Origin of the sequence: Rhodococcus sp. MEB064 (assembly GCF_000834565.1) — a bacterium.
Taxonomy (GTDB): Bacteria; Actinomycetota; Actinomycetes; order Mycobacteriales; family Mycobacteriaceae; genus Rhodococcoides.
Map to the genome: position 1 here is coordinate 32,997 of NZ_JXQS01000024.1, position 21,650 is coordinate 54,646.

At 67.1% G+C, this 21,650-nt stretch carries 17 protein-coding genes; 12 read left to right on the forward strand and 5 right to left on the reverse strand.

The window, feature by feature from the left end:
- Window positions 1-23 precede the first annotated feature (23 nt).
- The 7 genes from RU01_RS12330 (at window position 24) to RU01_RS12360 (ending at window position 7,604) form a co-directional block, all read left to right on the forward strand.
- Complete coding sequence (locus RU01_RS12330) at window positions 24-950, forward strand: ABC transporter permease (protein ID WP_042574903.1); 927 nt, start codon at window positions 24-26, stop codon at window positions 948-950.
- A 10-nt stretch (window positions 951-960) separates the two neighbouring features.
- Window positions 961-1,944, forward strand: coding sequence for an ABC transporter permease (locus RU01_RS12335; protein WP_082043077.1), 984 nt, complete (start codon window positions 961-963; stop codon window positions 1,942-1,944).
- On the forward strand, window positions 1,941-2,957 hold the full coding sequence (locus RU01_RS12340; RefSeq protein ID WP_042574859.1) for an ABC transporter ATP-binding protein: 1,017 nt from the start codon (window positions 1,941-1,943) through the stop codon (window positions 2,955-2,957). Before RU01_RS12335 ends, RU01_RS12340 begins: the two co-directional genes overlap by 4 nt.
- Window positions 2,929-3,960 carry an ABC transporter ATP-binding protein gene (locus RU01_RS12345; protein WP_042574860.1) on the forward strand — a complete coding sequence of 344 codons (1,032 nt, stop codon included), beginning with the start codon at window positions 2,929-2,931 and terminating at the stop codon, window positions 3,958-3,960. Before RU01_RS12340 ends, RU01_RS12345 begins: the two co-directional genes overlap by 29 nt.
- Window positions 3,957-4,673, forward strand: coding sequence for a sulfite exporter TauE/SafE family protein (locus RU01_RS12350; RefSeq protein ID WP_042574861.1), 717 nt, complete (start codon window positions 3,957-3,959; stop codon window positions 4,671-4,673). Before RU01_RS12345 ends, RU01_RS12350 begins: the two co-directional genes overlap by 4 nt.
- A 646-nt stretch (window positions 4,674-5,319) precedes the next feature.
- The gene (locus RU01_RS12355; protein WP_042574862.1) at window positions 5,320-6,633 is read left to right on the forward strand and encodes an enolase C-terminal domain-like protein; all 1,314 of its coding nucleotides are present in this window, start codon (window positions 5,320-5,322) and stop codon (window positions 6,631-6,633) included.
- Window positions 6,630-7,604 carry a 2-hydroxyacid dehydrogenase gene (locus RU01_RS12360; protein WP_042574863.1) on the forward strand — a complete coding sequence of 325 codons (975 nt, stop codon included), beginning with the start codon at window positions 6,630-6,632 and terminating at the stop codon, window positions 7,602-7,604. The genes RU01_RS12355 and RU01_RS12360 overlap by 4 nt, the downstream gene beginning before the upstream one ends.
- A 65-nt stretch (window positions 7,605-7,669) precedes the next feature.
- Here the strand turns inward: RU01_RS12360 and RU01_RS12365 are convergent, their stop codons facing one another.
- Together RU01_RS12365 and RU01_RS12370 are read right to left on the reverse strand one after the other, a co-directional pair.
- Window positions 7,670-8,800, reverse strand: a complete 1,131-nt coding sequence (locus RU01_RS12365) for an acyl-CoA dehydrogenase family protein (RefSeq protein ID WP_042574864.1) — start codon at window positions 8,798-8,800, stop codon at window positions 7,670-7,672.
- 11 nt (window positions 8,801-8,811) lie between these two features.
- Window positions 8,812-9,987: an acyl-CoA dehydrogenase family protein gene (locus RU01_RS12370; RefSeq protein WP_042574865.1), complete on the reverse strand. Its 1,176-nt coding sequence runs from the start codon at window positions 9,985-9,987 to the stop codon at window positions 8,812-8,814.
- A gap of 99 nt (window positions 9,988-10,086) precedes the next feature.
- On the opposite strand from RU01_RS12370, the gene RU01_RS12375 reads away from it, so the two are divergent.
- Window positions 10,087-10,704, forward strand: a complete 618-nt coding sequence (locus RU01_RS12375; protein ID WP_042574866.1) for a histidine phosphatase family protein — start codon at window positions 10,087-10,089, stop codon at window positions 10,702-10,704.
- Here the strand turns inward: RU01_RS12375 and RU01_RS12380 are convergent.
- Window positions 10,670-12,988: a putative bifunctional diguanylate cyclase/phosphodiesterase gene (locus tag RU01_RS12380; protein WP_052493259.1), complete on the reverse strand. Its 2,319-nt coding sequence runs from the start codon at window positions 12,986-12,988 to the stop codon at window positions 10,670-10,672. The two genes, RU01_RS12375 and RU01_RS12380, sit on opposite strands and share 35 nt — an antisense overlap.
- Window positions 12,989-13,301: 313 nt before the next feature.
- On the opposite strand from RU01_RS12380, the gene RU01_RS12385 reads away from it, so the two are divergent.
- The gene (locus tag RU01_RS12385) at window positions 13,302-14,585 is read left to right on the forward strand and encodes an MFS transporter (RefSeq protein WP_442970511.1); all 1,284 of its coding nucleotides are present in this window, start codon (window positions 13,302-13,304) and stop codon (window positions 14,583-14,585) included.
- Between the two features lie 83 nt (window positions 14,586-14,668).
- On the opposite strand, the gene RU01_RS12390 is transcribed toward RU01_RS12385, so the two are convergent.
- Window positions 14,669-16,363: a DEAD/DEAH box helicase gene (locus RU01_RS12390; protein ID WP_042574868.1), complete on the reverse strand. Its 1,695-nt coding sequence runs from the start codon at window positions 16,361-16,363 to the stop codon at window positions 14,669-14,671.
- A gap of 146 nt (window positions 16,364-16,509) precedes the next feature.
- Here RU01_RS12390 and RU01_RS12395 point away from each other — a divergent pair, with 146 nt between their 5' ends.
- On the forward strand, window positions 16,510-18,300 hold the full coding sequence (locus RU01_RS12395; protein ID WP_042574869.1) for an AMP-dependent synthetase/ligase: 1,791 nt from the start codon (window positions 16,510-16,512) through the stop codon (window positions 18,298-18,300).
- A gap of 115 nt (window positions 18,301-18,415) precedes the next feature.
- Entirely contained in the window at window positions 18,416-19,978 is a 1,563-nt protein-coding gene (locus tag RU01_RS12400) for a molybdopterin-dependent oxidoreductase (RefSeq protein WP_042574906.1), read from the forward strand.
- A gap of 1 nt (window position 19,979) precedes the next feature.
- Here RU01_RS12400 and RU01_RS12405 read toward each other — a convergent pair whose 3' ends face one another.
- On the reverse strand, window positions 19,980-20,582 hold the full coding sequence (locus RU01_RS12405; protein ID WP_042574870.1) for an alpha/beta hydrolase: 603 nt from the start codon (window positions 20,580-20,582) through the stop codon (window positions 19,980-19,982).
- Window positions 20,583-20,671: 89 nt separating this feature from the next.
- On the opposite strand from RU01_RS12405, the gene RU01_RS12410 reads away from it, so the two are divergent.
- Window positions 20,672-21,625 (forward strand): alpha/beta hydrolase, encoded by a 954-nt coding sequence (locus RU01_RS12410; RefSeq protein ID WP_042574871.1) that lies wholly within the window; start codon window positions 20,672-20,674, stop codon window positions 21,623-21,625.
- Window positions 21,626-21,650 lie beyond the last annotated feature (25 nt).

The window sequence follows — 21,650 nt, forward strand, 5'->3', positions numbered from 1 at the left end:
ACCTCCGGAAGGGTGTGACCGCCATGTTCGCTTTCCTCCGACGACGCGTCTACACCAGCCTCGTACCCCTGCTGGTCGTCCTGATCGGCGTCTTCTTCCTGGCCCGACTTACCGGCGACCCCACCAGTCTCTACCTGCCGGAGTCGGCCACCCCCGCCCAACGCGAGGCCTTCGCCGCGCAGAACGGCTTCGACCAGTCCGTGTGGACGCAGATGGCCGACTACTTCGGCGGCGTCCTGCATCTCGATTTCGGCGAGTCACTGCGCACCGGTGAAGCCGCGTCGACGATGGCTCTGCGAGCCTTCCCCGCGACGCTGCAGCTCGCGTTCGTGACGATGCTGCTCGCCGTGATCGGTTCCATCGTCATCGGCTGCTGGGCCGCTTACCGTCCCAACTCGATCGCCGATCGCTTCTCGAGTCTGCTGTCGATGACCGCGGCCAGCATCCCGGACTTCTGGTTCGCCATCACCGGCGTCTGGATCTTCGCCGTCGTGCTCGGTGTCCTGCCGACCTCCGGAACCGGCGGCGCCGCCGCCTGGATCCTGCCGATCGCGACCCTGCTGATCCGTCCGCTGGGCGTGCTCACCCAGGTCGTCCGCGGAGCCATGGTGTCCGCCCTGTCCGCACCGTACGTCCGGCTGGCACGGAGCAAGGGCGCCGGCGACCTGCGCGTCGTCACCCATCACGCCCTGCGTAACGCTGCCGCTCCGGCCCTGACGGTTGCCGGTGACCTCACCGTCGGCCTGGTCAACGGCGCGGTCGTGGTCGAGGCCATCTTCGGCTGGCCCGGCATCGGAAAGCTGATGATCGACGCGATCCTGCAGCGGGACTTCGCCGTTCTCCAAGCGGCCGTGCTGCTGACGGCCATCAGCATCTTCGTTCTGAACATCGTCATCGACGCGTGCTACGCACTCCTCGACGCACGAGTTCGCGACAAGGCAAAGGTCTGAGGAGGCCGTCATGACACTCGAAGCAAGCAAGGACAGCTCGGGGATCCCGGTTCCTCCGGTGCTCCCCCCGGGCCCCGATCCACAGTCCGCGGCGCCGTCGCGCACCACCACGATGCCGCTGTGGAAACTGCTCCTGCGTGACCGCGTCGCCACCATCGCAGCCGGCATCCTGATCCTGGTGTTCCTCACCGCGATCTTCGGCCCGATGGTCGTCTCCGACGCCGCCACCCGGCAGGACCTCGACCGCTCCAACCTGGCACCGTTCTCGATGAGCACCGGCTTCATGAACATCCTGGGCACCGACCCCCTCGGTCGCAGCATGCTCGCCCGGTTGATCCTCGCGAGCCGCACCACCCTGTCGGTCGCCGTACCCGCCGTGATCCTGTCGGGCATCATCGGCTCCGTCATCGGAATGTGGGCCGGCTACCACCGCGGATGGCGAGAGACCACCGCGATGCGCGTCGCCGACGTCATCATGAGCTTCCCGTCCCTGCTCATGGCCGTGGTCGTGCTCTACGTCTTCTCCCCCAGCGCCGCCAACATCGTGCTGATCCTGACCATCACCCGCATCCCGATCTACCTGCGCACCGCCCGTGCCGAGAGTGCCGAGCTGCGCTCGCGCGTCTTCGTCGACGCGGCCCGCACGTTCGGCGCCGGCAGCGGCGCGGTGATCCGTCGTCACGTCGTACCCATCCTGTTGCCGACGCTGCTCACCGTCGCCACGCTCGACTTCTGCTTCGTGATGCTCGCCGAGTCGTCCCTGAGCTTCCTCGGCATCGGCATCCAGCCGCCCGACATCAGCTGGGGCCTGATGGTCTCGCAGGGCCGCACCTACCTGCAGAGCGCCTGGTGGCTGTCGTTCTTCCCCGGCCTCGCCATCGTCATCACGACGGTGTCCGCGACCGTGCTCGCCGCGTGGGCACGCATCGCCACCGACCCGGCGCAGCGCTGGCGCCTCACCCTCCCGCGTTCGAAGAGAAAGGCACGCCGATGAGTGCTCCCGCTCTCGCCCGCACCGCGCTCGACGTCGACAACCTGACCGTCGAGATCCGCACCCCGTCCGGCACCGTCCGCGCGGTCGACGGAGTCTCCTTCAGCGCGAAACGTGGTCGCACGTTGGCACTGCTGGGAGAGTCCGGCTGCGGCAAGTCGATGACCGCCCAGGCCCTCGTGGGTCTGCTCGAACCCATTGCCGACGTCGTCGACGGAACCGTGATGCTCGGCGACACCGACCTGGTCACGGCCAGCTCCAAGACCCGCCGCCGCATCGCCGCGACCGAGCTCGCCATCGTCTTCCAGGACGCACTGACAGCGCTGAACCCGGTCTACACCGTCGGCACGCAGTTGGCGGAACCGTTCCGCATCCACCGCGGTATGTCCGCCAAAGCGGCTCGCGTCGAAGCGATCTCGTTGATGGAACGCGTGGGCATCCCCGAGCCCGAGTCACGCGCGGACTCCTACCCCCACCAGTTCTCCGGCGGTATGCGGCAGCGTCTGCTCATCGCCATGGCCGTGGCCCTGGGTCCGACGGTGCTTCTGGCCGACGAGCCCACCACCGCCCTCGACGTCACCGTGCAGGCGCAGATCATGTCCCTGCTGCGCGACCTGCGCACCGAGCACGACATGGCCGTCATCCTCATCACGCACGATCTCGCCCTCGTCGCGGAGGAAGCCGACGACGTCGCCGTGATGTACGCGGGAACCGTCGTCGAAACGGGACCCGTCGCCGAGGTGTTCGGCGATCCGAAGCATCCCTACACCAAGGGGCTGCTGGACTCCGTGCCCGTCGCCACCGTGCGCGGCGAGCACCTCAAGTCCATCGGCGGCACCCCGCCGGACCTTCACTCCATTCCTAGCGGCTGCGTCTACCAGGCCCGCTGCCCCATCGCTCGCGCCGTCTGTGTCGCGGAGCGTCCCGAACTGCGCTCCGCCGGCGATGTCCGGTGGACCGCATGCCATTTCCCCGAGGAGGTGTCCGGTGTCCGTTACGACGACAGTGGAGAGTGAGGCCGCGGCCACGCAGGCCGCACCGTTGCTCGAGGTCCGTGGAGTGTCCAAGACGTTCGATGTCGCGGCCGGCAGCGGAGGCCACAAGAAGCTGCGCGCACTCGACGGCATCGACCTGACGCTGCGCCGAGGCGAAACACTGGGACTGGTCGGTGAATCCGGCTGCGGCAAGTCCACTCTCGCGCGCACGCTGATGATGCTCGAGCGCCCCGATACGGGCACCGTGTCCTGGGACGGCGTCGACCCGTTCAGTCTCAAGGGCAAGGAGCTGCTGGCGTGGCGTCGGCGGATCCAGATGGTGTTCCAGGACCCGTACGGCTCCCTGAACTCCCGCATGTCGGCCGCCGAGATCATCTCCGAGCCCTGGCATACGCACCGCACGATGTACAAGACCAAGCGCGACCGCGCCGCCCGCGTCCGTGAACTGCTGCACCTGGTCGGACTTCGTCCCAGCGACGAGCACCGCTTCCCGCAGGAGTTCTCCGGTGGTCAGCGCCAGCGACTCGGCATCGCCCGAGCCCTGGCACTCGACCCGAGTGTCGTCGTGTGCGACGAGCCCGTCTCGGCCCTCGACCTGTCGGTCCAGGCGCAGGTACTCAACCTGCTGTCCGACCTGCAGAAGGAACTGGGCATCAGCTACGTCTTCATCTCGCACGACCTGTCGGTGGTGCGGCATGTCGCCGACCGAGTCGCCGTCATGTACCTCGGCCGCATCATCGAGACCGGACCGACCGACGACGTCTTCGACCATCCCACGCACCCGTACACCGAGGCACTGATGTCGGCAGCCCCGACGCTGGATCCCTCGACCCGGCGTTCGCGCATCCTCTTGGAGGGCGAGGTACCGTCGCCTCTGAACCCGCCGTCGGGCTGCCGTTTCCGCACGCGCTGCGCTCACGCGACGGACGTCTGCTCGACGGGCATTCCCCCGACGGTCGGCCGTCTCGGGAACCTGCACATCGCGGAATGCCACCACCCCAGATCGGACGCCTTGCCCGTATGACCGGAATCGAATGGACGATTGTCGGGCTCGCCGTGTTCGTCGCGTCCTGCCTGCAATCGTCCATCGGTTTCGGTATGGGAATGGTCGCGGCGCCGATCCTCGCGATCATCGACCCACGGATGGTGCCCGGCACGCTCATCCTGCTGGCCACGGCACTGACCGCGCTGGTCGTGCTGCGCGAGCGGACCAGCCTGGACGTGCGCGGCGCCGGCTGGGCGTTGGTGGGTCGAGTTCCCGGCGTGATCGCCGGCGCCGCGCTCCTGGTCGTCCTCCCCGATCGTGGCCTGTCGATCATGCTGGGCGCGGTCGTGCTGTTCGGCGTCGTCGCCACGTCGATCGGCTGGTCACCGGCACCCCGACGCGGCTCGCTGATGACGGCGGGTGCGGCATCCGGACTGCTCGGAACCGCGACATCCATCGGTGGACCGCCGATGGCGCTGATCTGGAGTGGAAGCACCGGAGCGACACTCCGCAGCACCATGAGCGGCTTCTTCCTCGTCGGCTCGATCATGTCTCTGGCCGCGCTCGGCATCACAGGGTCCCTGTCGGCGCGGTCCTTCGTCGCGTGCGCTCTGCTGCTGCCCGTCGTGGCGCTGGGCTATGTGGCGTCGCGGTGGGTGAATCGTGTGTTGGATAAGCGCCGGCTCCGGCTGGTGTCCATCGTCGTCTCGGCCGGTGGAGCACTGGTTCTGCTGGTCGATGCGCTGGTGTGACAGTGCGCCCTGTGCGGTGAGCGTGCACCCTCTGTGGTGAGCGCACACCCTCTACGGCCGGCTGCACAGGGTGTGCGCTTCATGGCGGGGGTGTGCGCTCCATCCGCGCAGCGCCATCTGCAAGTGAAGACCGCTGCGGCCGGCTGGACGAGGTGTGCACCTCACGGCGGGTAGCGCGCTCCTCCGACGCAGCACTCCTTTGCGAGCGCACACCTGCTGTGGTGAGCGCACATCCCCTACGGCCGGCTGCACAGGGTGTGCGCTTCACGGCAGGGGTGTGCGCTCCATCCGCGCAGCGCGCGACCCAGCGGCTGCACCACAGTCCTCGCGAGCGCACACCCGCTACCGCCGGCTGCACAGGGTGTGCGCTTCACGGCAGGTGTGTGCACTCAGACTGCGCAGCGCGCGACCCCAGCGGCTGCACCACAATCCGCGAGCGCACACCCCCTACGGCCGGCTGCACAGGGTGTGCGCCTCACGGCAAGTGTGTGCACACTAGTCAAAGGCCGCCGAACCGATACCCGCTGAGCATCGCTGCATCCACAAATAGTCTTGGACGGGAATGGATCGCGGGTCCTAACCTTCTTCTGTGAGCACCGCCACCGAAACTCCTCGTACCCGTAGCGCCACGCCTGTCGTCACCGAGATGCGGGTGATTCCCCTCGCCGGCCACGACAGCATGCTGCTCAATCTCAGTGGCGCGCATGCACCGTTCTTCACGCGCAACCTGGTGGTCCTCACCGACTCCGACGGCCGCACCGGTGTCGGTGAGGTACCCGGCGGGGAACCGATCCGGCGTTGCCTCGAGGATGCTCGCTCCCTCGTCGAGAACGCATCGGTGGGCAATTACCACGCGGTTCTCAACGCCATGAGGCACGCGTTCGCCGACCGCGACTCCGGCGGACGCGGTGCCCAGACCTTCGATCTCCGGATCGCGGTGCATGCCGTGACCGCGGTGGAGAGCGCCCTGCTCGATCTTCTCGGTCAACACCTCGGCGTCAGTGTCGCTGCCCTGCTGGGCGACGGCCGCCAGCGCAACAAGGTTCAGGCGCTGGGCTACCTCTTCTTCATCGGCGACCGCACCAAGACCGACCTCGCCTATCGTGCCCCGTCGGATGAGAGCAGTTCCGCCGACACCTGGTCCCGCATCCGGCACGAGGAAGCCCTGACGCCCGATGCCGTCGTCGCGTTGGCCGAAGCCGCACAGGCGAAGTACGGCTTCCAGGACTTCAAGCTCAAGGGCGGCGTTCTCCCCGCACCGCAGGAGGCGGACGCGGTCCGTGCGCTCGCGGAACGATTCCCCTCTGCGCGGATCACCCTGGACCCCAACGGCGGATGGCTCCTGAAGGACGCGATCGAGACGTGCCGTGGTCTGCGGGACGTCCTCGCCTACGCGGAGGATCCCGTCGGGCCCGAGGGCGGCTTCTCCGGCCGTGAGGTGATGGCGGAGTTCAAGCGCGCCACGGGCCTCCCGACTGCCACCAACATGATCGCCACCGACTGGCGCGAGATGGGGCACACGATCCGGTCGGGCGCCGTCGACATCCCGCTGGCGGACCCGCACTTCTGGACGATGAACGGATCGGTCCGCGTCGCGCAGCTGTGCGATGCCTGGGGTCTGACGTGGGGGTCGCACTCCAACAACCACTTCGACGTCTCCCTCGCCATGTTCACCCACGTCGCCGCCGCTGCGCCGGGTGACATCACGGCGATCGACACACATTGGATCTGGCAGGACGGACAGCGGATCACCACGAATCCGTTCACCATCGACGGTGGTTACCTGACCGTTCCCGAAACACCGGGGCTCGGAGTGGAACTCGACATGGAGCGCGTCGAGGCAGCACGCGAACTGTACGAGCGCGAGGGGCTGGGCGCTCGCGACGACGCCAGGGGAATGCAGTTCCTCATCCCGGACTGGACATTCGACAGCAAGCGGCCGGCTCTGCAGCGCGCATGAAAGTCGTTGTTGCCGATCGGAACCTGCTTCCCTACCGCCAGACACTGGAGAGCGGGGCGCCCGACGGCACCGAGCTGTCCTGGCACGAGCGCTTCGACGAGGACGCCCTGATCGCCGACCTCGCCGATGCCGACATCCACGTGGGCGGCAAGGTCACCGACGCGATGGCGCGAGCCGGCACCCGGCTGCGACTCGTCCAGGTCGTCGGCGCGGGCGTCGACAACGTGGCGCGCGCATCACTTCCGTCGACGACCGTAGTGGCCAACACCTTTCATCACGAGGACTCGATCGCCGAGTACGTGCTCGCCGCAGCGATCCTGCTCCGACGCGGGTTCCTCGATCAGGACCGCGCTCTGCGACAGGGCGTGTGGGCAACCTCCGTCTACGACCAGGCGCTACCCCAACCCCACGCCACTGCCGGCGCGCGGGTGGGCTTCGTGGGATTCGGCCACATCGGTCAGCGGTCGTGGTCGCTCCTGCGCACCCTCGGATGCATCGGCGCTGCCGTGACAGGACGCGGTGCCGTCGACGCGGTCGCCCATGGCCTGGACTGGGCCGGCTCGACCGACGAGCTCGACAGGCTGGCCGACGAGTCCGACATCATGGTCGTCTCCGCTCCGCTGACGACTGCGACCAGCGGCATGATCGGTCCCGCGCAGCTGCGCGCACTCGGGCCGCAGGGTGTTCTGATCAACGTCGGACGTGGGCCACTGGTGCAGGAACGTCCACTGTACGAAGCACTCTCGTGTGGCGACCTGGGTGCCGCCGCGATCGACGTCTGGTACGACTACCCCGGAGTCGGCGGACAGGGAGCCCCCAGCTCGTACCCGTTCGGGGCACTACCCAACGTGCTCATGACACCGCACTCGTCGGGCATCACCCGTCGCACCTTCGACGGCCGGTCTCGCGACGTTCTCGAGAACATCCGACGCATCGCCGACGGAGTCGATGTGAAGAATCTCGTGTCCTGATTCCGACATCCCGACACGACGAAGGCCGGTGACCACGCGGGTCACCGGCCTTCGTCGGGATGAAGCTAGGAGACGCCCAGCATCTCGTGATCTGCCAGGGCCTCGGTGATCACGCGAAGGTGATCGTCGACGCTACCGAGCGTGTGCTCGATGGCCGTGAGACGCGAGAAGTAGTGTCCGACAGGGTATTCGTCGGTCACACCGATACCGCCGTGCAGCTGGATCGACTCCTGGCCGATCTGCCGGGCGGAACGCCCGATCTGCAGCTTCGCACGCGACGCGACCGTCGGATCGGGTGATCCGTCGGCCAACGACATCGTGGCGTACAGCGCCATGCTGCGAGCGAGCTCGAGCTGGACGTACATGTCCGCTGCGCGGAACGTCAGTGCCTGGAACTTGGCCAGCGGCACGCCGAACTGCTTGCGCTGCTTCAGGTAGTCGGTGGTGAGCCGCAGCGACTCCTCCATCGCACCGAGCGCCTCGGCAGCGAGAGCCGCCTGCGCACGGACGTTGGACGCCACGATGGCGGCACTGGCGTCGCCGCCGTCACCGAGCGGTTCGCCCGCGACGTCCGACAGCTCGAGCGATGCGCCGCGCAGTCCGTCGTGGGTGCGGTAGCTCTTGCGGGTGAGTCCCTCGGCATCGGCCGCGACGAGGAACAGGCCCACACCGCCACCGGGCAGCGCTGCGCTGATCACGAAGTGATCGGCGCAGTCACCGTGCAACACAGGGTTTTTCACACCCGACAATGCCCACGAGCCACCGTCCTCGGTGGCCGACGTCGATACCTCGGCCGCCGGCCAGCGGGTGCCCGGCTCGGAATGAGCGAACGCGAGGAGGGTCTGCCCCTCGGCGACGCCCGGAAGGATGCGCTGACGCTGCTCGGTCGATCCGACCTCGGTGATGAGGCCGCCCGGGATGAGCACGCAGTCCAGCAGCGGCTCGGGTGCGAGGCGGCGACCGATCTCCGTCATGACTGCGAAGGTCTCGACCGGCCCGGCATCCATGCCGCCGTCGTCCTCGGCGAAACTGAGGCCGAGCAGTCCCAGTTCGGCGAACTGCTTCCAGACCGACTCGGTCCATCCGCGCTCGCTCTCGACCGCGGCCTTGCGCTTCTCGTTGTCGTAACTGCGAGCGAGCACGTCACGCACCGTGTCGCGCAGCAGCTTCTGTTCTTCGTCCAGTTCGAACTGCATGTCGTGCGCTCCTAAAGACCGAGAATGCCGGACGCGATGATGGTGCGCTGCACCTCGTTCGAGCCGCCGTAGATGGATGTCTTCCGAAAGTTCAGGTACGTCGGGGTGGCACGCTGAGCCCACACCGGCGTCGGCGAATCCGTGCCGGCCGAGAAGGGCAGCGAATCAGGTCCCGCCACGTCGGTCAGGATTTCGGTCGCCAGCTGCTGCAGCTCGCTGCCGCGCAGCTTCAGCACGGACGATGCCGGGTTCTCCTTACCGGACACGTAGCTCGACACGATGCGGAGCTGTGTCAGCTCCAGCGCCAGTACCTGGTTCTCCAGCTCGGCGAACCGCGCGGCGAAGACCGGGTCCTCGAGCAGGGTTCCGGTGCCGACCTTGGTCTCGGCAGCGAGCGCCTTGGCCTGGGCGAGCTTGGTCTTGGTGAACCCGAGGCGCGTGATGCCGGTGCGCTCGTTGCTCAGCAGGAACTTGGCGTAGGTCCAGCCGGCGTTCTCCTCGCCGACCAGGTTCTCGACGGGGACGCGGACGTCCTCGAACCAGACCTCGTTGACCTCGTGGCCGCCGTCGATCAACTTGATCGGGCGCACCGTGATGCCCGGGGTCTTCATGTCGACCAGGATGAACGAGATACCGGCTTGCTTCTTCGGCGCATCCGGGTTGGTCCGTGCGAGCACGAAGATCCAGTCGGCGTGCTGGCCGAGCGTGGTCCACGTCTTCTGACCGTTGATGACGTACTCATCGCCGTCCCGAAGAGCGACCGTGCGGAGCGACGCGAGGTCCGACCCCGCCTCGGGCTCGGAGAAGCCCTGGCACCACCAGATGTCGAGGTTCTGCGTGGGCGGGAGGAACTTCTGCTTCTGCTCCTCGCTACCGAAGGTCGCGATGACGGGCCCGACCATCGAGATGTTGAAGGCCAGGGGCTCGGGCACCGAGGCGAGCTGCAACTCGTCCAACCAGATGTGGTGCTGCATCGGGGTCCAGTCCTTGCCACCCCATTCGACGGGCCAGTGCGGGCTCGCCATGCCGTGCTTGTTCAGGATCTGCAGCGTCGTGATCATGTCCTCGCGCTCGAGTTCCTCGCCTGCCGCGTTCCGCTCGCGGATATCGGCAGGGATCTCGGTACGGAAGAAAGTCCGCATCTCGTCGCGGAACGCAGCTTCCTCATCGGTGAGTGCCAGGTTCATCTGTGACCTTTCGAAGTCATTCGCTGATTGTTAGCACCGTACTCCCCGGTAACCAGGCTCGGACAGGGGTGCCGTCGACCGATATTCTGATGTCCGACCATGACGGACCACGCCGACTCCGACGCGCGGAACAGCTCTGTCCGAGTGGCCCTCGTGCGCCACGGCGAGACCGACTGGAACATCGACGGGCGTCTCCAGGGATCGTCCGACATCCCGCTCAACGACATCGGCCGACAGCAGGCACGGGACGCCGGATCCGTGCTCGCAGCCGACGAATGGGACACGTTGGTGAGCTCTCCGCTCTCCCGCGCGGCCGAGACCGCCGACATCATCGGAGACATCGTCGGCCTTCCGCGATCGGCGGATCACGACGATCTGGCCGAACGCCACTTCGGCCGCGCCGAGGGAATGACGGGATACGACGCCTGGGCGTACTGGCCGGACGGTCGCTACCCGGGCGCCGAGTCGAGTCACGACCTCGCCGTCCGCGGACGACGCGGGCTGGACCGGATCGTGGACACTCATTCGGGCGAGTCGGTCATCGCCGTCGCGCACGGCGGAATCATCCGAGCGATCCTCCATACCGTCACCGGCCATCCGGCCCCGCGCATCGCGAACGCAGGGATCAGCGTGCTCGTGGGTCAGCGGAGCGGTAGCGACGTCGACTGGACGGTCGAGACGATCAACTCGATTCCGGTACGTCGCCGCCGGCGCTGACCGGCAGGTAGGTCTCCACCGGGGCAGGTCTGCCGAACAGGTATCCCTGCGCGTACGTACATCCGAGTTCGGCGACGATCAACTCCTGCTCCCTCGTCTCGATGCCCTCGGCGACCGTGCGCATGGACAGGGCCGACGCCATGGCCTCGACCGCCGCGACGATCGACACGGAGGCTTCGTCCTCGGTCACGCGGCCGATGAAGGACCTGTCGATCTTCAGCACCGAGATCGGGAGATCGCGCAAGCGACCGAGGGACGAGTACCCCACTCCGAAGTCGTCGAGAATCAGGACGATCTCCTGCTCGGCGAGTCGCGCGAGCACACGATGCGCCACCTCCGGATCGGCGATCAGCGCGCTCTCCGTCACTTCGAGGCCGAGAACCGAGCCGTGCAGTCCGTGCGCGGCCAGCAGACCCGCGACGATGTCGGGAAGCCGCTCGTCGCGTAGTTGCAGGACGGACAGGTTGACCGACATCGTCATGGTCGGGGTCCCTGCGGCCCGGAGCCGTACGAGGTCGCCGAGAGCGGTGTCGAGTACCCAGGTGCCGATCTCGGAGATCATGTTCGTCGCCTCGGCGATGGGAATGAACTCGTCGGGACGCACCCACTCGTCCTGCCTGCGCCACCGCAGAAGGGCCTCGTAGACGTAGACGTTGTGCGTGCGCAGCGAGACGATGGGCTGGTAGTACACGGACATCTCGCCGCGGTCGATCGCCCCGCGCAGGGCCGTGCCGAGTTCGACGGCCCTCGTCGCGGCGGTTCGGAGCGACTCGTCGAAGAACGCGTACGACCCCGGCCCGCGGGACTTGGCGTCGTACATGGCGGTGTCCGCCTCGCGTATCAGCTCGTCGGCCGCCTCCCGCTGAGTCCGGCCGGTGCTCGCGGCCCGGCCGGATGTCGCGAGACCGATGCTGACGCTCACGTAGAGCGACGCGACGCTCAACACGAACGGTTGCGAGAACGCCTCGAGCATCCGGGCCGCGAGGCGCTCGGATGTCTGGCGGTCGGACTGCGTCACGACGACGAATTCGTCTCCGGCATATCGGACGACGGAGTCCGCGGCATCGACGACGGACAGGATCCGCCGAGCAGCGGCGGCGATCAGTTCGTCTCCCGCGCGATGCCCGTAGGAATCGTTGACCATCTTGAAGTTGTCGATGTCGAGGAACAACACCGTCGTCGGATGCCACGGCGCGTAGGGGACCTCGTGCGTCCGGTCGAGGATTCCGGCCAGCATCGACCTGTCCGGCAGACCCGTCAGGGTGTCGTGGGTGGCGTCGTGTCGCGCCGTGTCCTCACTGTGCTGCGCGCGGCTCAGTGCGCGCTCTCCGCGAATGAACAAGCCGACCAGCATCACGGCGAGGAACACCGACCGCACGAGAATGTCCGCGGTTCCCGCACTCGGACCCACCAGCGGCAGAGCCGAGCAAGTGGCCACCAGTGCCACCGCCACGGTCATTCGTTGTCGCGTCAGGGCGGGCGTCACGCCGGCGCTCCGCCCGACTCGGGCCATCGACGGGTGTTGCGCCGCGGCGGCGAGGAACACGAACGACAGGAGATAGGTCGCGTCGAGGGTCACCATCGGTGCGGTCACGCCGCGCGCCGTGGCGATCGCGTAACCGAGGTCCCCGACGAGGCTGGCCAGCAGACCGACCACCAGAAGCGTCAACGAGACGTTCACACGCCGCCTCGACAGCAGCAGGAAGAACGCCATCGTGAACAGGCCCGCGTCGATCGCCGGGAACAACCCGTTGACGACGACGAACGGCACGTCGTCGGTCGACGACAAAGCGGGCGCGATCAGCAGCACCCACGACACGAACGTCATACCGAGCGTCACCAGGAACGCGTCGACGACCGTGGGTAGCGATTTGGCGAGACGCCCACTTCCCGACCACCCGACGATCCCGACGACCACGAGCGCGTACCCGAGCAGAACGAGGAACTCGGGCACCAGCCGCAGCGACTCCGGGAAGACGTCGCGCACGTCTCGCAGGGACAGTCCCACGAGGAATGCTGTCGACGCGCCCACGACGCATCGCCACGAAAAGGTGTCGGCGAGACTGTTGCGCTTGAGCCCGACCAGCGCCGCGATCATGCACCCGGCGGCGGCGACGGCGAAGACGCCGTGTCGTGCACCGCCGGGGACCGCGAAGTAGGCCGCGAGGACGACCGTGGCGACAGCGAGGGAGAGAAGAAGGTAGGTACCCGGCGACGGTCTGCGCCGAGAGAATCCGAGGCGTCCGGCGACGCGGGACGGCGGCGAGACAGGCGTCGAGACCATCGACTCGTCCTTCCTCGGCGCTGCGCGACCCTCCCGACCCCTCGCTCAACCTAACCGAGCGCGGGGATACCGACACCATTGTCGCAGGAGAACCGCGGTGTCGGGCCGTTCCGACGGGCCTTCGCCGAGGCCCTGTGGGCCCGATTCGCCGATAACGATGGGATAACGAAGAGACCGATCGCCCCTGAGGATGCGGGACTTCGGGCCCGACTTCGGTAGGTCTGGGTGAATGACCGTTTCGGATACAGGTGCCCAAGACCGCCCGAAGGATGCTCCTCCGGGAGTGTTGAAGCGAGCGATCGCCGCCTCCGCCATGGGCAACGCGACCGAGTGGTTCGACTACGGCGTCTACGCGTACACGGCGACGTACATCGCGAACGCTTTCTTCCCGGACGACCTCGAGTCGGCCACCTTGCTGACCCTCGGGATCTTCGCCGTCTCGTTCCTCGTGCGCCCTATCGGCGGACTCGTGTGGGGACCTCTCGGAGACCGGCTGGGTCGCAAACACGTCCTCGCTCTGACCATCGTCATCATGGGCACGGCCACGTTCCTGATCGGCGTGATCCCCAGCTATGCGTCGATCGGCATCTGGGCGCCCATCCTCCTGGTGATCCTGCGCATGATCCAGGGCTTCTCCACCGGCGGTGAGTACGGCGGTGCGGCGACATTCATGGCCGAGTACTCCCCCGACCGCAAGCGCGGGTTCTACGGAAGCTTCCTCGAATTCGGCACCCTCGGCGGCTTTTCGCTCGGCGCCTTGGTGGTGCTCGCGGTCGACCTGTTGTCGACGGACGCGTTCATGGACACGTGGGGGTGGCGACTGCCGTTCTTCGTCGCCGGACCGCTCGCCCTGATCGGTCTCTACCTGCGGTCCAAGCTCGAGGACACCCCGGTGTTCCGCGAGCTCGAGGATCAGGACGCCGTCGAACACAAGGTGTCGACCCAGTTCCGCGACCTCATCGCCACGTACTGGAAGCCGATCCTGACCCTCATGGGTCTGGTCGTCGCGCTCAACGTCACGAACTACACGCTGCTCAGCTACATGCCGACCTACCTGGAGAGCCGAATCGGCCTGTCCAGCACCGCGTCACTGTTCCTCGTCGTCATCGGTCAGCTGGCGATGATGGTCGTCATCCCGTTCGCCGGGGCACTGTCCGACCGCATCGGGCGCAAGCCGCTGTGGCTGATCTCGATGGTCGGCCTGCTGATCTTCGCCATCCCGATGTACATGCTGATGACCGTCAACTTCGGGTGGGCGATCGTCGCGTTCACGGTGCTGGGTCTGCTGTACGTCCTGCAGCTGTCGACCATCTCGGCGACCTTCCCCGCGATGTTCCCGACGCACGTGCGCTTCGCCGGCTTCGCCATCGCCTACAACGTGTCCACGTCACTGTTCGGCGGAACCGCGCCGGCTGCCAACGAATGGCTGGTCGAGCGGACGGGCAACGACCTCGTGCCGGCGTTCTACATGATGGGCGCGTGCGTCGTCGGCCTCATCGCACTGTTCTTCGTCGCCGAGACGGCGGGCGCGTCGATCCGCGGCCGCGGGGTTCCGGGCGTCGACACGCAGGCACACCCGTCGGCAGTTCGGAGCTGACGGCCGGGCGAGTACGTCCGTAGTGTCGCGAAAAACCCCCGCGCAACGACACCATGGCCGTACTCGCGGGGGTCTCGGTCAGCTCAGCGCTGGCCGCGAGGCGGTCCGCCGTCACGCTGCAACTGGATCAACACGCCGCTGATCCTGGTGCGCCGCAGGGCTTCCAGGGTCTCGTCGGCAAGATCCGCAGGCAGCTCGACCAAGCTGTGGTCCGGCCGGATGCTGATGTGCCCGAAGTCGCTGCGGCGCAACCCGCCCTCGTTGGCGATGGCACCGACGATGGCTCCGGGAGCCACCTTGTGCCGCTTGCCGACGCTGATGCGGTAGACCGCGAGGTCCTGATCTCCCTTGCGCGACTTGCGCAACGGGGGCGCGTCACGGTCGTCGAACTTGCGTTCCGGTCGTTCGCGCTTCTCTCGAGGAGCGGGCGGCGGCTCGGGCGACATGAGGAACGCGTCACCGTCACGCGACTGCGTCGCCAACGCCGCGGCGATGTCCGCCATCGGCACGTCGTGCTCGCGCTCGTAGTCCTCGATGAGGCGACGGAACATCGCCAGCGACGTCGACGACAGTGACGTGGTGATGGAGTCGGCGAACTTCGAGACACGCTGCGCGTTGACGTCCTCGACGCTGGGAAGCTGCATCTCGGTGATCGGCTGACGCGTGGCCTTCTCGATCGCCTTGAGCAGGTGCCGTTCCCGAGGGGCGACGAACAGCAGTGCCTCGCCGGCGCGGCCCGCGCGACCGGTACGACCGATGCGGTGGACGTAGGACTCGGTGTCGTGCGGGATGTCGTAGTTGACGACGTGCGAGATCCGCTCGACGTCGAGTCCACGCGCCGCGACGTCGGTGGCCACCAGCACGTCCAGCTGACCGTTCTTGAGCTGGCCGATGGTGCGCTCACGCTGAGCCTGGACGATGTCACCGTTGATCGCGGCGGCGGAGTATCCCCGTGCTCGCAGGCGTTCGGCGAGCTCCTCGGTGGCCTGCTTCGTCCGGACGAAGATGATCATCGCCTCGAAGTCCTCGACCTCGAAGATGCGCGTCAGAGCGTCGAGCTTGCGCTGGTGCGCGACCTGGACGTAGCGCTGCGTGATGTTCGGGGCCGTCGATGTCGTGGTCTTGACGGTGATCTCGACCGGATCGTGCAGGTACTGCTGCGAGATCTTGCGGATCGCCGACGGCATCGTGGCCGAGAAGAGCGCGACCTGCTTGTATTCCGGGGTGTCGGAGAGGATGCGCTCGACGTCTTCCTGGAAGCCCATCTTCAGCATCTCGTCGGCCTCGTCGAGGACGAGGTACTCGAGGTGGGAGAGGTCCAGCGTCCCCTTCTCGAGGTGATCGATCACTCGGCCGGGGGTACCGACGACGATCTGCGCGCCGCGGCGAAGGCCCGACAACTGGATGCCGTACGCCTGACCGCCGTAGATGGGCAGGATGTGCAGACCGGGGATGTGGGTCGCGTACTTACCGAACGCTTCGGCGACCTGTATGGCCAACTCGCGTGTCGGCGCGAGCACCAGCGCCTGCGGAACGCGGTTGGACACGTCCAGGCGGGAGAGGATCGGCACGGCGAAGGCGGCGGTCTTGCCGGTACCCGTCTGCGCGAGGCCCACGACGTCGTTTCCGGCCATCAGAGGCGGAATGGTCGCAGCCTGGATGGGGGACGGGGTCTCGTACCCCACGTCCGACAAGGCCTTCAACACACGTTCGTCGATGCCCAGATCGGCGAAGGTGGTGGTGTCGGTAGGGGCCGATTCCGACTCGGAAGTGCTCATGTGTACCAGAGTCTAGTCGAGGTACGCCCACCCGACCGCCATCTGAAGGAACCGGACAAACCGGATGCGGTACTTCGTTCACCGTTGCACCGATGCATGTGATGAGATACACACCACACCTGCTGCAACTGGAAGGTACAGATACTGTGCGCGAATATTCCGTTCCCGCGTCCTACACGATTCCGGACGACGTCTCGATGGCCGACACCGTGTTCCGATACGCGGACGAGACCCCCGACTGGGTGCCGTTCCAACGGCGCGCGGGCGGCTCGTGGAAGGACGTCACGGCACGTACCTTCGCCGACGAAGTCGCCGCCGTCGCGAAGGGCCTCATCGCCTCCGGCGTCGAGTTCGGTGACCGCGTCGCGATCATGGCCGGCACCCGCTACGAGTGGGTGGTGCTCGACTACGCCATCTGGACCGCCGGTGGGTGCACCGTGTCCATCTACGAGACGTCCGCAGCCGACCAGGCGCAGTGGATCCTCGAAGACTCCGCGACGAAGCTCTTCGTCGTCGAGACCTCCGAGCACCTCACCCGCATGAAGGACGTCACCGACGGCGCGGCGGATCTGCGCGAGGTGCTGAGCTTCGACGGCGGCGCCATCGACGAGCTCTCCACGCGCGGTTCCTCAGTCTCCGACGAGGACCTGCACGCCCGACGCCACCAGGTGACCGCGTCGTCCGCCGCGACCCTCATCTACACCTCGGGTACCACCGGACGCCCGAAGGGTGTGCAGCTCACGCACTCCAACTTCTTCGCCGAGACCACGGCCACCCAGGTGGCACTGCACGACCAGATGACCGAGGGCAAGCGCACGCTGCTGTTCCTTCCGATGGCGCACGTGTTCGCCCGCGCCGTGTCGTTCGGTGCGTTCGAGGCGAAGGTGACCGTCGCGCACACGTCCGACACCACGACGTTGGTCGAGCAGTTCGCGGAATTTCAGCCGGACTTCATCCTCTCCGTGCCCCGCGTGTTCGAGAAGGTCTACAACTCGGCGAAGCAGAAGGCGCACGACGGCGGCAAGGGCAAGATCTTCGATCAGGCCGCCGACGTCGCGATCGAGTGGAGCATCGCCCAGGACAAGGGCGGTGCCGGGCTGGTCCTCAAGGCCAAGCACACCCTCTTCGACAAGCTGGTCTACTCCAAGCTGCGCGCTGCACTCGGCGGACGGTGCACCAGCGCACTGTCAGGCGGCGGCCCCCTCGGCGCTCGCCTCGGACACTTCTTCCGCGGCATCGGAGTGCCGGTGCGTGAGGGGTACGGCCTGACCGAGACCAGTGCAGCTGTCACCGTCAACACCACCGACAAGCAGCGCATCGGCACCGTGGGTCGTCCGCTCGCCGGTCACGCCGTCAAGATCGCCGAGGACGGCGAGATCCTGGTCAAGGGACCGGTCGTCTTCTCCGGCTACTGGCACAACGACAAGGCCACCGAGGAATCGATCCGGGACGGCTGGTTCCACACCGGCGACCTGGGATCTCTCGACGAGGAGGGCTTCCTCTCGATCACCGGGCGCAAGAAGGAGATCATCGTGACCGCCGGCGGCAAGAACGTCGCACCGGCCGGCCTCGAGGACTCCATCCGATCGCACCCGCTGGTCAGCCAGTGCCTCGTCGTCGGAGATGCCAAGCCGTTCATCGGCGCGCTGATCACACTCGATCCCGAGGCTCTGCCCGGGTGGCTCGAGCGTCACAACCTGGACAAGAGCACCACGCCGAGCGATCTGACGACCAACGCCGACCTGGTCGCCGAGATCGACAAGGCCGTCGCGACCGCGAACTCGAAGGTCTCCAAGGCCGAGCAGATCAAGAAGTACACGATCCTGCCCGGCGACTTCACCATCGAGTCGGGTGAGCTCACCCCCACGATGAAGCTCAAGCGCAACGTGATCCTCGAATCGCACGCCACCGAGGTCGCCGACATCTACGGCGGCTGACCTTCCGAGCCCCGACCGACGCGCGTCTGTGAGAACTCCTCACCGGCGCGCGTCGCTCGTTGTGGGTGATCAGTACCAAAGCAAGCCGATGCCGGGGTCGTGACGAATGAGTGTCATGACCACCACACTCACCGAGCCCGACACCGCGCGCACTCGTGTCCATCCCTTCGCGCGGATGCTCAGCGGCGTCGTTGCCGCCGGCATGGTCCTCGGAGTCGGTGAGATCCTGTCGCTGCTGTTCAGCTCCGCCTCGTCCCCGTTCTTCGCGGTCGGATCCACCACCGTCGACCGCACTCCCGCGTTCGCTCGCGAGTTCGCGATCGAGACGTTCGGCACCAACGACAAGGCAGCACTGTTCGTCGGCATGTCGATCGGCATCGCGATCATCGCCGCGATCGCAGGCCTCCTGGAACGGCCCGCCCGGCCCATCGGTTCGGTGATCCTGCTGGTCCTCGGCGCTATCGGCGTCTACGCCGTCATGCAGCGACCCACCTCGACCCTGAGCGACGTCATCCCCACCGTCGTCGGTGTCGTCGTCGGCATCGCGGTCCTGCAGGCCCTCACCAGGGCTCTCGAGGTTCCGTCCGACACCGTCGACGGATTCATGCCCCGACGCAAGTTCCTCGTCCTGCTCGGAGCAGCCGGCGCAGTGGCCGTCGCGGCCGGAGTCGCCGGACGCTACCTGGGCGATCGCGTCGCCGGAGTCGCCGACGACATCAAGAATTTCCGCCTGCCGAGTGTGGCCGCCGGCGAGACGGCGAAGGCCATCCCCGCGGGGACCGACATCGGCGTCGAGGGCGCGACCCCCTTCGTCACCCCCAACAACACCTTCTACCGCATCGACACCGCCCTCCAGGTGCCGCAGCTGACCACGTCGGAATGGCAGCTGAAGATCCACGGCAAGGTCGACCGCGAGATGACTCTGACGTGGGACGACCTGATGGCCCGCACACCGATCGAGCGCGTCGTCACGCTGACGTGCGTGTCCAACGAGGTCGGTGGCCCGCTGGCCGGAAACGCCACCTGGATCGGCTTCCCCATCAAGGATCTGCTCGAAGAGGTGGGCGTGCAGGCCGACGCCGACATGCTGCTCTCGACCAGTATCGACGGCATGACCATCGGCTCTCCCGTCGAAGCGCTGATGGACGGACGTGACGCGATCCTCGCGGTGTCGATGAACGGCGAACCCCTTCCGGTCGAGCACGGCTACCCGGTCCGCCAGGTGGTTCCCGGCCTCTACGGCTTCGTGTCCGCGACCAAGTGGGTCGTCGACTGGGAACTCACGCGTTTCGACGCGGCCAAGGCCTACTGGACCGACCGTGGTTGGGGCGACAAGGCTCCGATCAAGACGGCATCACGCATCGATGTGCCGGCGGCGTTCGCCCCGGTCGCTCCCGGTGCGGTCCGCGTGGCAGGCACCGCATGGGCCCAGACCCGCGGTATCGACCGCGTCGAGGTCCGAGTGGACAACGGCCCCTGGGAGCCGGCGACCCTGGCCGAGCAGTACACGATCGACACGTGGCGCCAGTGGTACTGGGACTGGAACGCCACGGCGGGAAACCACAACATCCAGGTCCGCGCGACGGATCAGGACGGCAACACCCAGGTCGAGGAGCGCACTCCCCCGATCCCCGGTGGGTCGACCGGCTGGCACACCCGCACCATCATCGTCAGCTGAGTCAGGCGTACTCGAGGACGTGATCGGCGGCAGCGTCGGTCACGTCCTTGTGGATCTTCTCGTGCAGGAGGTCATGCCCGGCATGCTCGTACTCGCGCAGCGTCAGGTTCGGCACCCCACGCGCGATGTCGCGGACTCCGTCGACGGGCACCATGCGATCGTCGATGCCGTGCAGCGCCAGAGTCGGTGCGTTGCAGGCTCTCACGAGATCGTCGTGGCCGACGGCGCGCGGCGGAACGGCGACGAGAACCGTGGACAGTGCGGTCGTCCCCGATCCGAGCATGCGCACGGCAGTGGCCGATCCCATCGAGTGCCCCATGACCGCGACGTTCCCGCCGGCCACCACGTCGACCAGGTGGCGGGCGTTCTCCGCGAGCGCATCGAGATACGCCAGGTCGTCGGCGACCTCACCCTCGGACAGACCGTGGCCGATGTGATCGAGGGCCCAGGTGTCGACTCCGCGGGCGGCCATCGCCGCGCCGAATCGGTGGTACTGGCCCGTGTGCTGTCCGCGGCCGTGCAGGAAGACGAGGCTTACCCGCGAATCCGGTGACGGCCACCGTCGATAGTGGACGCGTCCGCGGGATCCCTCGAAGAACGGCATGGGGCCATTGTGGCCGATGTGATGGAAAAGCAATCGCATCGACACAGAACCGAACCCCGCGGTCCGTCTCGGTCTGTAATTATCGGACCATGAAGTTGGTTTCCGTCGTCGTGCTTGCTGTGATCGCCGCCGTGATGTCGGCACCGCCGTCCGGTGCCGCCGAAGGACCGCACGTCGTCGGAGTTCGTGAACTCTCGCCGACATACTCCGTCGTCGACGTCTGGTCGCCGTCGATGAACCGTGTCGTCCCCAACGATGTCCTCCGACCGGCGCGGGGCGGTTCGCTCCCCACGCTGTATCTGCTCAACGGCGCCCTGGGCAACGAGGACGGAGTCGGCTGGATCAACAACTCCGGCGCCCCGGGATTCTTCGCCGACAAGAACGTCACCGTCGTGCTCCCCATCGGTGGGCGTCTGAGTTTCTACACGGACTGGCTCGCCGACGATCCGATCCTCGGATCGAACAAGTGGCAGACCTATCTGACGCGGGAACTGCCCGGCGTGATGGATCAGCACTTCGGCAGCACCCGTCGTAACGCGGTGGCGGGTGTGTCGATGAGCGGCGGGCCGGCGCTCGACCTGGCCGTCCAGGCACCGGGCCTCTACCGAGCCGCCGCCTCGATCAGCGGGTGCCCCGCCTCGGCGAACCCGCTGGCGCAGGCAGCGATCTCCATCATGATCGGAGGCGCCCTGAACAATCCGTTCAACATGTGGGGCCCTCCCGGATCGCCGGCCTGGGCCCAGCACGATCCCTCCCTGAATGCCGACCGTCTCCGCGGAACGGCTGTCTACGCAGGATCCGCGAGCGGCCTCCCCGGCCCCGTCGACCGGATCCCGACGGGCAGCATTCCCCCGTTCGGCGGAGCGGCGGTGGAGGCCATGGTGAACACCTGCACCGGCATCTTCGCCGACTCGGTACGCAGGGCCGGTGTACCCGCGACCATCTCGATGAGAGGCGAGGGATCGCATAGCTGGGCACTGTTCGAGGACCAGCTGAAGGAGGCGTGGGGAACGACCATCGCACCGGCCCTCGGAACCCGGTGACCTGTCGGACGAGCTGGCTAGGGTG

Bases quoted from the DNA above. Each gene is read 5' to 3' on its own strand.
- RU01_RS12330 (WP_042574903.1), top strand. From the start codon at position 24: ATGTTCGCTTTCCTCCGACGACGCGTCTACACCAGCCTCGTACCCCTG.
- RU01_RS12335 (WP_082043077.1), top strand. From the start codon at position 961: ATGACACTCGAAGCAAGCAAGGACAGCTCGGGGATCCCGGTTCCTCCG.
- RU01_RS12340 (WP_042574859.1), top strand. From the start codon at position 1,941: ATGAGTGCTCCCGCTCTCGCCCGCACCGCGCTCGACGTCGACAACCTG.
- RU01_RS12350 (WP_042574861.1), top strand. From the start codon at position 3,957: ATGACCGGAATCGAATGGACGATTGTCGGGCTCGCCGTGTTCGTCGCG.
- RU01_RS12355 (WP_042574862.1), top strand. From the start codon at position 5,320: ATGCGGGTGATTCCCCTCGCCGGCCACGACAGCATGCTGCTCAATCTC.
- RU01_RS12360 (WP_042574863.1), top strand. From the start codon at position 6,630: ATGAAAGTCGTTGTTGCCGATCGGAACCTGCTTCCCTACCGCCAGACA.
- RU01_RS12365 (WP_042574864.1), bottom strand. From the start codon at position 8,800: ATGCAGTTCGAACTGGACGAAGAACAGAAGCTGCTGCGCGACACGGTG.
- RU01_RS12370 (WP_042574865.1), bottom strand. From the start codon at position 9,987: ATGAACCTGGCACTCACCGATGAGGAAGCTGCGTTCCGCGACGAGATG.
- RU01_RS12375 (WP_042574866.1), top strand. From the start codon at position 10,087: ATGACGGACCACGCCGACTCCGACGCGCGGAACAGCTCTGTCCGAGTG.
- RU01_RS12380 (WP_052493259.1), bottom strand. From the start codon at position 12,988: ATGGTCTCGACGCCTGTCTCGCCGCCGTCCCGCGTCGCCGGACGCCTC.
- RU01_RS12385 (WP_442970511.1), top strand. From the start codon at position 13,302: ATGGGCAACGCGACCGAGTGGTTCGACTACGGCGTCTACGCGTACACG.
- RU01_RS12390 (WP_042574868.1), bottom strand. From the start codon at position 16,363: ATGAGCACTTCCGAGTCGGAATCGGCCCCTACCGACACCACCACCTTC.
- RU01_RS12400 (WP_042574906.1), top strand. From the start codon at position 18,416: ATGACCACCACACTCACCGAGCCCGACACCGCGCGCACTCGTGTCCAT.
- RU01_RS12405 (WP_042574870.1), bottom strand. From the start codon at position 20,582: ATGCCGTTCTTCGAGGGATCCCGCGGACGCGTCCACTATCGACGGTGG.
- RU01_RS12410 (WP_042574871.1), top strand. From the start codon at position 20,672: ATGAAGTTGGTTTCCGTCGTCGTGCTTGCTGTGATCGCCGCCGTGATG.